The organism is Sinobacterium norvegicum (genome assembly GCF_923077115.1).
Lineage (GTDB): Bacteria > Pseudomonadota > Gammaproteobacteria > Pseudomonadales > Sinobacteriaceae > Sinobacterium > Sinobacterium norvegicum.
In genome coordinates this window covers 1,423,886-1,435,851 of sequence record NZ_CAKLPX010000001.1, presented here as the reverse complement: position 1 = coordinate 1,435,851, position 11,966 = coordinate 1,423,886, and the positions used below count along the sequence as shown (strand labels likewise).

11 protein-coding genes are annotated in these 11,966 nt (G+C 47.5%); 7 read left to right on the top strand and 4 right to left on the bottom strand.

Going from position 1 to position 11,966, the window contains the following annotated elements:
* Positions 1 to 189: 189 nt before the first annotated feature.
* Positions 190 to 1,179, bottom strand: coding sequence for a transposase (locus L9P87_RS06375; protein ID WP_237443838.1), 990 nt, complete (start codon positions 1,177 to 1,179; stop codon positions 190 to 192).
* 315 nt (positions 1,180 to 1,494) lie between these two features.
* On the opposite strand from L9P87_RS06375, the gene L9P87_RS06370 reads away from it, so the two are divergent.
* Complete coding sequence (locus tag L9P87_RS06370) at positions 1,495 to 2,229, top strand: FkbM family methyltransferase (protein ID WP_237443837.1); 735 nt, start codon at positions 1,495 to 1,497, stop codon at positions 2,227 to 2,229.
* Between the two features lie 413 nt (positions 2,230 to 2,642).
* Here the strand turns inward: L9P87_RS06370 and L9P87_RS06365 are convergent, their stop codons facing one another.
* Complete coding sequence (locus L9P87_RS06365; protein WP_237443836.1) at positions 2,643 to 3,632, bottom strand: transposase; 990 nt, start codon at positions 3,630 to 3,632, stop codon at positions 2,643 to 2,645.
* A 75-nt stretch (positions 3,633 to 3,707) separates the two neighbouring features.
* On the opposite strand from L9P87_RS06365, the gene L9P87_RS06360 reads away from it, so the two are divergent.
* Positions 3,708 to 4,388 carry a DUF1214 domain-containing protein gene (locus L9P87_RS06360; RefSeq protein WP_237443835.1) on the top strand — a complete coding sequence of 227 codons (681 nt, stop codon included), beginning with the start codon at positions 3,708 to 3,710 and terminating at the stop codon, positions 4,386 to 4,388.
* Between the two features lie 40 nt (positions 4,389 to 4,428).
* Here the strand turns inward: L9P87_RS06360 and L9P87_RS06355 are convergent, their stop codons facing one another.
* Entirely contained in the window at positions 4,429 to 4,611 is a 183-nt protein-coding gene (locus L9P87_RS06355) for a hypothetical protein (RefSeq protein ID WP_237443834.1), read from the bottom strand.
* 203 nt (positions 4,612 to 4,814) lie between these two features.
* Between L9P87_RS06355 and L9P87_RS06350 the strand changes: the two genes are divergently transcribed.
* The 5 genes from L9P87_RS06350 to L9P87_RS06330 all read left to right on the top strand — a co-directional run bounded on the left by L9P87_RS06350 (position 4,815) and on the right by L9P87_RS06330 (position 11,073).
* Positions 4,815 to 5,549, top strand: coding sequence for an FkbM family methyltransferase (locus L9P87_RS06350; RefSeq protein WP_237443833.1), 735 nt, complete (start codon positions 4,815 to 4,817; stop codon positions 5,547 to 5,549).
* Between the two features lie 207 nt (positions 5,550 to 5,756).
* On the top strand, positions 5,757 to 6,122 hold the full coding sequence (locus tag L9P87_RS06345; RefSeq protein WP_237443832.1) for a VOC family protein: 366 nt from the start codon (positions 5,757 to 5,759) through the stop codon (positions 6,120 to 6,122).
* Between the two features lie 181 nt (positions 6,123 to 6,303).
* The gene (locus L9P87_RS06340) at positions 6,304 to 7,881 is read left to right on the top strand and encodes an AMP-binding protein (protein WP_237443831.1); all 1,578 of its coding nucleotides are present in this window, start codon (positions 6,304 to 6,306) and stop codon (positions 7,879 to 7,881) included.
* A gap of 316 nt (positions 7,882 to 8,197) precedes the next feature.
* Positions 8,198 to 9,886 (top strand): molecular chaperone HscC, encoded by a 1,689-nt coding sequence (locus tag L9P87_RS06335; protein WP_237443830.1) that lies wholly within the window; start codon positions 8,198 to 8,200, stop codon positions 9,884 to 9,886.
* Entirely contained in the window at positions 9,877 to 11,073 is a 1,197-nt protein-coding gene (locus L9P87_RS06330; RefSeq protein ID WP_237443829.1) for an RDD family protein, read from the top strand. Before L9P87_RS06335 ends, L9P87_RS06330 begins: the two co-directional genes overlap by 10 nt.
* A gap of 74 nt (positions 11,074 to 11,147) precedes the next feature.
* Here the strand turns inward: L9P87_RS06330 and L9P87_RS06325 are convergent, their stop codons facing one another.
* Positions 11,148 to 11,708, bottom strand: coding sequence for a PepSY domain-containing protein (locus tag L9P87_RS06325; RefSeq protein WP_237443828.1), 561 nt, complete (start codon positions 11,706 to 11,708; stop codon positions 11,148 to 11,150).
* Positions 11,709 to 11,966 lie beyond the last annotated feature (258 nt).

Below are 11,966 nucleotides of genomic sequence, written 5' to 3'. Positions count from 1 at the left end.
ACATCCACCCCTAGCAGTTTGGCTGATTCGTTTAATCGACTAAGCCTATTAAATATAAAATGAGATCTTTATGACCGACGAGAGTGAATAATCACGTTGTAAGGTGCTTTTAACGTCCGTTCATTGAGGGTCAGGCAGAAGAAGTCCCAGAGTACAAACCCTGTCATTTTTTTATTGATAAAGTAACGGTTATTCGAGCAGCTGAATGCAGCTCTGCGGTGTTCGTCGATACCCCAGTGCTTCGGCACCACGTTTTAGTGCGTAAGCAGTGCCAACCAAGCGTTTAAATCGGCTTTCAAAATGCTGTGATAAATAAAGCCAATGCTTAGGGTCGAGCTGCAGTCTATCCAATATGGGCGGCAGCTGCCGCTCTATAGCCCCTCGCTTGTCCTCCCTAATGATTCGCCCCGTCCAATCAACCAGCTCCAAGTAATCCGTTAGCCTTATCGCTATCCCCTTAGGCATACTGCTTCTGGGATTGCCGATCATGGGCATCAACTCTTTGACTTGTTGTTGGCGATGATTGGGTGAAAACGCCGCCTTGGCTTGCTGGCAACGGCGCCGAATACTGGTGTGAAGGGAGCCTTCAGGTGTTTTATTCATGCCAGCACGAATCGGGTTAAGGTCGACATAGGCCATACAGCTGATTAAAGCCTGCTCATCTAGCAACGCCTGGGATTTATAACGGCCCTCCCAAAAGCGGCCTGTGCAGCCATCCTCCTGATTGGCCTGCCGCGCTGTCGGTTCGTTGATATTGCGCATAAACCAGCCGATATTGGTCAGCCTTAGTCGCCACTCTTTCACCCTGTCATCGACGGCATCTATTTCTGCCTGCAACATAGCAGCCTTATTCCTCACATAACGCTGGGTAAGAGCTGTGCCCTTATAGAGCTGATGCCAGCGCCTAATCACCTCATCTGCCGACCAGCTTTCAGCCGTTGCTTTATCGATATGCAGCACCACATGGTAATGGTTAGACATGACAGCATAGGCGCAGACATCGATGGAGAAAATAGCGGCAAGCGCGTTGATCTTATCTTCTATCCACTGCCTCCGATGCTCGTAGCAGGCACCATTATTACCGTTGCCGCATAAAAAGGCGCGGCGGACACAGCGGGATACACAGTGGTAGTAGGGGGTAGCATCAAGCGACACTATAGCCTTGCGTGGTTTCGTCATCACAATCATCCTTGATTCGTGGTGTAAGAAAGCACTGTAACTATAGGATTGAATCAGTTAACGTCAAATATAATCATGGATGTCCCGATTAGAAAACACGTGTTTTCGTCATCACAGTCGTCCTTGAATCGTAGTGCAAGAAAACACTTTCTCTATAGGGTTGAATCAGTTAACGTAAAATATGTAAGGATATCTCGATTATATTCTCAATAGTGCTTGGATGCCGATTATATTCCCGGTTTTACGCGATAAAAAACGCCGGTGTTTGAGGTGTCGGATGCTAGTTCATCTACATATTAATATGAGGGGAAGTCATTGAAGTTTTTATATAAGTTAAAGCGGACATTATATAGGGGTTTTAAGAGAGATCGTTTTAGAGTGATTAATCGAGAAGGTATTGACTATCTAGTAAATTACAAAAACAGTATTGATCGAAAGTTAATTGTTGATGGCGGCTATGAGAAGGAACAGATTGCCTGCCTTATGCAGTTAGCGAATAAACATAAATGTACAATATTCTATGATATTGGTGCAAATATAGGCTTGTACACGCTCAGTTTGTCAAGACTACCGCTTTTAAAAAAAATTGTTGCATTCGAACCATTGCCAGCAAATATTTGTCAGTTCAAAGCCAACTTATTACTCAATAAACTCCATGATGTTGTTGGTCTTAAGGCTATTGGTCTCAGTGATTATTCTGGTGATATTGCCTTTTTAGGAAATACTGGAAATAGTACTGGAAGGTCTAGAGTCAAAGAGACAAACATAAATGTTCTTGATGAAAGCAAGTTTGAAGAGCGTGTGATTCAGGTTGATAGGTTGGACAACCTTGAAGAGGTAAAGGGTGAGTTAATTGTGATTAAAATCGATGTAGAGGGACATGAACTTAATGCCCTGCGTGGTATGGAGAATTTATTGGCTGATAATCGCTGTATTCTTCAAATTGAGTCGTATGATATTAACTTCCCAGAAATTGATAGTTACTTAACTGACAAGGGATATAAAATAATTTCTAATATCGGTGTTGATCGATACTATAGTAATTTTTAGTCTAATAAGTAAAGGCGCCGGCCGCGAGTAAACAGCGCCTGAGCATGAGGCATTATGTATCTATAACCCGCATCCTCAAAGAGAGTGGGTGTATGTAAAAAATATACTCGCTTCAATGTTTTTTTGGTATCCTATCCGCTGAAAAACCTTCAGTAAGCGCCGGCTCCAGGCGTCAATCTATACACTTACCTTGTTTGAGTATTTACCAAAAAAATATAAAAGGACATCCACCCCTAGCAGTTTGGCCGATTCGTTTAATCGGCTAAGCCTATTAAATAAAATATGAGATTTTTATGACCGACTAGAGTGAATAATCACGTTGTAAGGTGCTTTTAACGTCCGTTCATTGAGGGTCAGGCAGAAGAAGCCCCAGAGTACAAACCCTGTCATTTTTTTTTTTGATAAAGTAACGGTTATTCGAGCAGCTGAATGCAGCTCTGCGGTGTTCGTCGATACCCCAGCGCTTCGGCACCATGTTTTAGTGCGTAAGCAGTGCCAACCAAGCGCTTAAATCGGCTTTCAAAATGCTGTGATAAATACAGCCAATGCTTAGGGTCGAGCTGCAGTCTATCCAATATGGGCGGCAGCTGCCGCTCTATAGCCCCTCGCTTGTCCTCCCTAATGATTCGCCCCGTCCAATCAACCAGCTCCAAGTAATCCGTTAGCCTTATCGCTATCCCCTTAGGCATACTGCTTCTGGGATTGCCGATCATGGGCATCAACTCTTTGGCTTGTTGTTGGCGATGATTGGGTGAAAACGCCGCCTTGGCTTGCTGGCAACGGCGCCGAATACTGGTGTGAAGGGAGCCTTCAGGTGTTTTATTCATGCCAGCACGAATCGGGTTAAGGTCGACATAGGCCATACAGCTGATTAAAGCCTGCTCATCTAGCAACGCCTGGGATTTATAACGGCCCTCCCAAAAGCGGCCTGTGCAGCCATCCTCCTGATTGGCCTGCCGCGCTGTCGGTTCGTTGATATTGCGCATAAACCAGCCGATATTGGTCAGCCTTAGTCGCCACTCTTCCACCCTGTCATCGACGGCATCTATTTCTGCCTGCAACATAGCAGCCTTATTCCTCACATAACGCTGGGTAAGAGCTGTGCCCTTATAGAGCTGATGCCAGCGCCTAATCACCTCATCTGCCGACCAGCTTTCAGCCGTTGCTTTATCGATATGCAGCACCACATGGTAATGGTTAGACATGACAGCATAGGCGCAGACATCGATGGAGAAAATAGCGGCAAGCGCGCTGATCTTATCTTCTATCCACTGCCTCCGATGCTCAAAGCAGACTCCATTATTACCGTTGCCGCATAAAAAGGCGCGACGGACACAGCGGGATACACAGTGGTAGTAGGGGGTAGCATCAAGCGACACTAAAGCCTTGCGTGGTTTCGTCATCACAATCATCCTTGATTCGTGGTGTAAGAAAGCACTGTAACTATAGGATTGAATCAGTTAACGTCAAATATAACTATGGATGTCCCGGTTAAACAGTTCGGCATTGAAAAGGGAAAGCCATTCAACCCCAGTAAAGAGCAGCAGGCTGTGCTTATTGCCGGTGAAGAGCTGGGTTATCTGCAGGCAATTAATAATACCTACAAGAAGAACTTTGAAGGCGCTAACTACTTTGGTGATAAGAACTGGTATGTGGCGCTGGTGAACGACTCTACCCAGCAGCAAGAGACTCATGGTGAACTGCGTGAGCGCGCGGCTTGGTTCCATGAGGCGATAGGTTCAACCAAAGCGATGAAGATGGATAAGCCGGGCCCGGGTCAGATGTATCTTGGCGCCTATGAGGATGCCAGTGGTATCGGCTTTGATGGCGGCAACAACTATCACCTCAATGTGCCCAGTGATGTGCCGGCAGATCTGTTCTGGGCGGTGACAATTTATGACTCTAAGTATCGCAATCTCATCGCTAACAGCACGGGTCAGGCAGAGATCAACTCGGCCAATAAACTGGCTTACAACGACGATGGCAGTGTCGATGTATTTATTGGCCCTAGCTGCGAGCAGAGTAAGGGGTGCGTGCCATCTAACTGGGTGCAAACTAAGGCAGGACAAACATGGTTTACCTATTTCCGACTATATACACCGAATGAACGCTATTTCTCTCGCGACTGGTCATTGGATAATATTCAGTTAGTGCAATAATGATTAAAGCTCTGGCATAAACCGCCAGGGCTTTTTTACTTTAGAGAAGTGATAAATAGTTGATATGCAGTACCACATGGCAATGGTTAGGCATGACGGCATAGGCGCAGACATCGATGGCAATATTTTCGGAAAATGTGATGGTTTTATCTTCTATCCACTGGTGACGTTGATCGTAGCCGGTAGCGTCAAGCGACGCTAGAATCTTACGTGTTTTCGTCATCACAGTCGTCCTTGAATCGTAGTGCAAGAAAACACTTTCTCTATAGGGTTGAATCAGTTAACGTAAAATATGTAAGGATATCTCGATTATATTCTCAATAGTGCTTGGATGCCGATTATATTCCCGGTTTTACGCGATAAAAAACGCCGGTGTTTGAGGTGTCGGATGCTAGTTCATCTACATATTAATATGAGGGGAAGTCATTGAAGTTTATATATAAGTTAAAGCGGACATTATATAGGGGTTTTAAGAGAGATCGTTTTAGAGTGATTAATCGAGAAGGTATTGACTATCTAGTAAATTACAAAAACAGTATTGATCGAAAGTTAATTGTTGATGGCGGCTATGAGAAGGAACAGATTGCCTGCCTTATGCAGTTAGCGAATAAACATAAATGTACAATATTTTATGATATTGGTGCAAATATAGGCTTGTACACGCTCAGTTTGTCAAGACTACCGCTCTTAAAAAAAATTGTTGCATTCGAACCATTGCCAGCAAATATTTGTCAGTTCAAAGCCAACTTATTACTCAATAAACTCCATGATATTGTTGGTCTTAAGGCTATTGGTCTCAGTGATTATTCTGGTGATATTGCCTTTTTAGGAAATACTGGAAATAGTACTGGAAGGTCTAGAGTCAAAGAGACAAACATAAATGTTCTTGATGAAAGCAAGTTTGAAGAGCGTGTGATTCAGGTTGATAGGTTGGACAACCTTGAAGAGGTAAAGGGTGAGTTAATTGTGATTAAAATCGATGTAGAGGGACATGAACTTAATGCCCTGCGTGGTATGGAGAATTTATTGGCTGATAATCGCTGTATTCTTCAAATTGAGTCGTATGATATTAACTTCCCAGAAATTGATAGTTACTTAACTGACAAGGGATATAAAATAATTTCTAATATCGGTGTTGATCGATACTATAGTAATTTTTAGTCTAATAAGTAAAGGCGCCGGCCGCGAGTAAACAGCGCCTGAGCATGAGGCATTATGTATCTATAACCCGCATCCTCAAAGAGAGTGGGTGTATGTAAAAAATATACTCGCTTCAATGTTTTTTTGGTATCCTATCCGCTGAAAAACCTTCAGTAAGCGCCGGCTCCAGGCGTCAATCTATACACTTACCTTGTTTGAGTATTTACCATGGAAATGAATTATTTTGTATTTGGTACAAATAATATGGCACAGGCCGTAGCCTATTATGATCAACTGTTTGATGGCACTGGATTGAATAAAATTCATGGGCAAGGACGTATGACATTGTGGGGTAACGAGCGTTTTATGTTTGCCTTGGCGGAGCCGTTTGATAAAAACCCGGCATCGAATGGCAACGGTACGATGCTCGGCTTTCATGTTGATTCAATTGACGAGGTAAATCGCTTGCATAAAAAAGCCCTCGAACTCGGTGGCAGCTGTGAGGGAGAACCTGGCGTTCGCTCCAATATGCATTCTGCCTACATACGAGATTTAGACAGTAATAAAATATGTTTTTATACCCGTAATAACTAACGGGTTGCAATAGCCTGCCCAGCAGCAGACTCTCACCCCACCCCATCAGATGGCAAGATGAACAAAAAGGAACATATATCCACTAGAGTTCCATTTGATAGCCGGTTACAGTATTCCTTCACCGCGCAAAAATAATAACAAAGGCTATTTTCGATTAGCTTAAACCGCACAAGGATTCGCCATGACTACCTCGCTGATACATCAACCGCCCCTCATGCCCGACCTGATTATCGAAGGGTTGAATCGATACGATGATATACCGTGCCTGGTACTGGGCGATCAGGTGCACACCTATACCGATGTCAGGGAGGGCACCAGTCAGTTTGCTCAGGCGTTAGCCTCCAAGGGGCTGGGCAAGGACAGCCGCATCGCGGTGATCTCTGGTAATCGGCCGGAGGTGTTGTTCAACGTGGCGGCGATGCAGATATCGGGCTGCTGTGGCTCGGCACTTCACCCCATGGGTTCTTTAGAGGATCACGCCTATATATTGAATGATGCCAAGGTCGAGGCGCTGATTTATGACCCGACGCTGTATGAGCAGCGTGCCCAAGACTTGGCCGAGAAAGTCCCCTCGCTCAAGCATCTGTTAAGCTTTGGCGAAACCGAAGTCGGTGAAGATTATCTCGAATTGTCCAAGACCTTTGCGCCAAAACCCCTGGTGTCCGAAGACATCAGCGGCGATGATATCTGCACTATTGTCTATACCGGCGGCACCACAGGACGGCCTAAGGGGGTGATGCAAACCCATCGCGCCTTTGCCTATATGACCATGATTCAGGCTGCCGAATGGCAGATTCCAGATACCTTACGCCTGCTGATTGCCACGCCATTATCACACTCCGCCGCCGCCTTTTTTGTGCCCACTCTACAGCGTGGTGGCGCGATGTATGTGCCACAAAACTTCGACCCCAACAGCTTTTTCGATATGGTCGAAAAATACCACATCACGGCCACCATGTTAGTACCGGTGATGATTTATTATCTGCTGGATGCTGAGCGCTCGAAGACGGCGGATATGTTGAGTATGGAAACCATTTTCTATGGCGCCTCGCCGATGAGTCCGGCGCGGTTGCAGGAGGGTATTGAGCGCTGGGGGCAGATTTTTTACCAGTACTTCGGCCAGTCCGAGGCGCCGATGGTGCTGACTAATATGCGCAAGGAAGATCATGACCTCAGCAAGCCAGAGCGCCTGGCCTCCTGTGGTCGTCCCTCGCCATGGATGCATTTAACCCTGCTCGATGACAAGCAACAGCCTGTGGCCAAGGGTGAGGCCGGTGAGATCTGCGTGCGCGGCCCGCTGGTCATGCAGCAATATTATAATCTGCCGGAGCAGACGGCAGAAGCCTTTGAAGGCGGTTGGTTACACACCGGCGATATCGGCCGCTTGGATGACGATGGCTTCCTGTTTATTGTTGATCGCAAAAAAGACATGATTGTTACCGGTGGTTTTAATGTCTTCCCCAAAGAGGTGGAGGATAGCATCTCCAGCAACCCCGCCGTCGCCCAGGTGGCGGTTATCGGTGTGCCGGATGATCGCTGGGGCGAGGCAGTCAAGGCGGTGATTGTATTAAAAGACCCGGCCGCTGCCAGCGATGCCTTAGGGGGCGCAATTATGCAATCCGTCAAAGAAGCCAAGGGCTCGGTGCAAACACCGAAGTACGTCGATTTCGTCGACAGCATTCCGCTGACGGCCATCGGAAAACCGGATAAAAAAACGCTCAAAGCGCAGTATTGGCAGGGCCAGGACCGCAACGTTTAAGGCTCGTCGACCAGGTTGCCTTTACGTCGGCTAATGTCGCCGCCAAGATCTTGTCAGCAGGGAGGCTGACGTCGTACTACCGACACTATACTGTTCAGGGTATGGCTGATAGTGGGTGCACTGATGCTGGCGCAGCACTGCTGTTGCGTTTCAATATTCATTACTAACACATTTATTCAGTCTTTATAGTTTGGTCATCGCTTTATTCTGCGCCGCCACCGTATTGGCTAGATCATCGCCGTTTAAGCGTTATATAATGCCGCCTGCTTGATGACTAACAGTAATAAATAATAAGTATAGTGATGGGGACGACGCAATGGCCATTATCGGCATCGATTTAGGCACCACTAACAGTACCTGCGGTATTTGGCGCAACGGCAGTGTTGAGTTAATACCAAACCGTCTTGGTGAATTTCTAACGCCGTCAGTTGTTGGTGTTGATGACAACAATAAGACAATTGTTGGTCGCGTTGCGAAGGAGCGTTTAATCACCCACAGCGATCAGACGGTGGCGGTTTTTAAACGCTTAATGGGCACCGATCATGTCGTTAATCTAGCCAAGAAACCGTTTACTGCAACCGAGTTGTCTGCCGTTATTTTGCAATCGTTAAAAGAGGATGCCGAGGAGTTCTTGGGCGAGACGGTAACTGAGGCGGTGATCAGTGTGCCGGCTTATTTTAATGATAATCAACGCCAGGCAACAAAGTTGGCAGGCGAGTTGACCGGTTTAACCGTTAATCGGTTGATAAACGAGCCGACGGCGGCGGCGATGGCCTATGGTCTGCACGATAAGCAAGAGGGAACATTTTTGGTGCTCGATATGGGTGGCGGCACCTTCGATGTATCGCTGCTGGAGTTCTTTGAGGGGGTGATGGAGGTACATGCCAGTGCCGGTGATAATTTTCTCGGTGGTGAGGACTTTGTCGATGAAATGGTCAAAGATGTATTGCGGATTCATCAGGTGCAGCCCTCAGCGTTAAGCGCACAACAGACCAGCACCCTGTGCATGCAGTTGGAGACGGTTAAGCGTAATGTCGACAATTTAACCAATAAAACACTTACCTTGCAGTTGGGCAGTAAAAGCGTCGACTGGACCGTGCCAGATGACTGGTTTGCACAGGTGGCGACGCCGCTGTTATTGCGGGCAAGAAAGCCAATAGAAGCCGCTTTTCGCGATGCGGACATGACGGCCAGCGAGATAGATAATGTCATACTGGTTGGCGGCTCAACACGGATGAAATTATTTCGCACTATGGTGGCAAAGTTGTTTGGTCGCTTCCCCGATAGCACGATTGACCCAGACCTGGTTGTTGCCAGTGGCGCCGCTATTCAGGCTGGCCTAATCAGTCGCGATGCCGCCCTCGATGACGTGGTGTTAACCGATGTCTGCCCCTACACGCTGGGCACGGCAGTCAGAGGCCCAGAGGGCAGTGACGACGGTTATTTTCTGCCAATTATCGAGCGCAACAGTATTGTACCGGTCAGTACGGTTCGCCGGGTGCAGACCGCAGAGAGTAATCAGACGGTAGTCCAGATAAAGATTTACCAGGGTGAAAATCGACTGGTGTCTAAAAACGTCTTCCTCGGTTCTTTTGATGTCAAAATCCCAAAGGGGCCGGCGGGTAAGGAGTCATTGGATATTCGTTATAGCTACGACATGAATGGCCTGTTAGAGGTAGACGTGACGATATGCTCGACAGGCAAGGTATTTTCTAAGTTAATCGATAATACGCCAGGTAGCCTGTCGGAGAAAGAGGTGGAGAAGACGCGCAAAAAACTGGCAAAGATGAAATTTCACCCGCGCGAGGATGAGATGAACCGAATGCTGATGGCCAGAGGGGAGCGTATCTACGAGGCCTGCCTAGGTGAAAAACGGGATTACCTCTCTCAGGTGCTTGCCGAGTTTGACAAGGTACTGGATAGTCAGAATGCGGTGCAGATCAGAAAGCATCAGGCTGGGTTACAGGAATTACTCGATCAAATAGATAGTGAGGAATGGATTTAATGGTTTGGGATGTTTTGGGGTTGCAGCCCACCTCTGACAAGAAACTTATTAAGCGTACCTATGCCAAAAAGCTTAAGCACACGCGGCCTGAAGATGATGCGGCCGCCTTTCAGCAGTTGCATACGGCTTATAAACAGGCGCTGAAACAGGCGGGGTATATTGCCAGCCGAGAGCAGACGACAGCTGAGGAGGCGGTGGCGACAGGCTCGCCACTGGAGGTCGAGGACGCTGTCTATGACGTCGATCAAGCTGTCGATGAAAACATCATGGCTGACTCGCCCAGTGACCCTATTGAATCAGTGGATGATAGCCAAACAGCGGCGGACAGACAGGTCGATGAAGCCGAGCTGATGGAGCAGGCTTATGATCAGATAGTGGCAGAGGTTGAGCAGCTGCTATCGACAGGTAATGGCAGACACCTGCCTGATAGCTGGTCTTTTATTGGCCGCTCACCCTATTTGTTTGATCAAAATTTTCACTGGCAATTAGGTTGCAGAATATTTTATTTAATCGCCGAACATAATCATCAGCTCAGTGACCGTCAAAAGCGCTATCACTTGGTTGAGGGTGCAGTGCTGAAATACTTGGACAGTTTGTTCGACTGGCGACTAGCTGAGGAGTCGTTGCGTCAGCGTTTCCCGGATCAATTAGTCGACGATGTGTTGACGCTAACCCCGCGCACCGGTGAAACGCAAAGCACTGTCGATCAGGCGGTGGCAGGGTTGCGCGGTGGTAAGGCTGTGCATAGGAAAGACCGCAAAGATAAGGCCAGCGAAAATATACAGTTTGCCAGTGACGGGAAGCGATTGGTGGCTTTGGCGATCGATATTTTCGCGGTTATTGTTGTTTGTAAACTTGCCCAGTGGCTGCTCTATTTGTTGTTTTTTGCCGGTGAAGAGGCCGCGTTTTCAGCCACAGGTGTGTTCACTGGCCTCGGTTTCTACTTGCTGTCGGGCTGGCTTTTCCAGTGCTCTTCGCAGCAGGCGACACCGGGCCAGAAGTTGTTAGGCTTAAGAGTGGTCGATAGATCTTTGCAGCGATTGCCCTATCTGCAGGGTCTTTGGCGTACGGTTGCCTTCGCGTTAAGTGGACTGGGCTTTAAGTTTATCTTTGTGATTAATTTCTGTCTGGGTGGAAATTATGTTCACGACCGATTAAGTCGCAGCTATGTGATTGTGGACGGTTAAATGTCTGTTTTCATGGCATGCCTCGCTGCCATCATAGGCTTTTGCCGTCGACGGGCAAGATAGGGCTGCCAGTGTTAGCTTATTAACACCAAGCCAATAAACGAAGCGACGCTGACAGCCAGTGCGGTAAAGGCCATCTTTTTCAGTTTGGGCGTTTGCCAGGCCATGATAAAGCCAGAGAGGATTAATAGCAGCAGTGCGCCGGCAAATAGCGTGGCGTAGATTTTGAACAGCACGCTGCCCTTGGCCTTGTGCAGTTGCACTAACACCTTATAACCGCTGGCCTCGTTAATGGTCAGTGTCGCCAGACCGGGGTCGGCCGTCGGCTCGATCAGCACCTCCCGTTGGGCGCCGCCCCATTGCAGCATGAAACTGTCGCCGACGGTTTTGATCTTGGCACCGCCGGAGGGTGTTGACAGCTGGTGACTGCGCAGCGCAACCTCAGCCAAATCGATCAGCTGATCGAGTTCTGGCTGCAGCGGTTGTTGTAACTCAATCGTATATTGCTCGCTGCTCACATCGCCTTTGATGCCCCAGGTATAGAGGGCGCCGGTCACAAGAAACATGCAGGCGATAGGCAGGGCAAAGGCGGCCAGCACGGTATGGATTTTCATCAGCAGTAGTCGATTGATCATTGTCGTTAGCCTTATTGAATGCGCTATCAAGCTTGAGTTTTTCACTCCCTTGAAAATAGAGCATTTTGTCGCCGTCGGCTAGGGTCTGCGCCGCTATAATATTGAGTCTAATCAAATGTTCATGAGTTATTGAAGACCTATTTGAAGGTTGATGGCCATCGTAGCGTATAACGCTGCAGTAACGGAAATAGAAAATAAGCGCCATCACTGTGCTGGGCTTGAATATTTGACGTGACATATTTAACGAAAGTGGTAAAT

Coding starts and splice junctions, on each gene's coding strand:
- L9P87_RS06375 (WP_237443838.1), bottom strand. CDS start 1,179: ATGACGAAACCACGCAAGGCTATAGTGTCGCTTGATGCTACCCCCTAC.
- L9P87_RS06365 (WP_237443836.1), bottom strand. CDS start 3,632: ATGACGAAACCACGCAAGGCTTTAGTGTCGCTTGATGCTACCCCCTAC.
- L9P87_RS06360 (WP_237443835.1), top strand. CDS start 3,708: ATGGATGTCCCGGTTAAACAGTTCGGCATTGAAAAGGGAAAGCCATTC.
- L9P87_RS06355 (WP_237443834.1), bottom strand. CDS start 4,611: ATGACGAAAACACGTAAGATTCTAGCGTCGCTTGACGCTACCGGCTAC.
- L9P87_RS06345 (WP_237443832.1), top strand. CDS start 5,757: ATGGAAATGAATTATTTTGTATTTGGTACAAATAATATGGCACAGGCC.
- L9P87_RS06340 (WP_237443831.1), top strand. CDS start 6,304: ATGACTACCTCGCTGATACATCAACCGCCCCTCATGCCCGACCTGATT.
- L9P87_RS06335 (WP_237443830.1), top strand. CDS start 8,198: ATGGCCATTATCGGCATCGATTTAGGCACCACTAACAGTACCTGCGGT.
- L9P87_RS06330 (WP_237443829.1), top strand. CDS start 9,877: ATGGATTTAATGGTTTGGGATGTTTTGGGGTTGCAGCCCACCTCTGAC.
- L9P87_RS06325 (WP_237443828.1), bottom strand. CDS start 11,708: ATGATCAATCGACTACTGCTGATGAAAATCCATACCGTGCTGGCCGCC.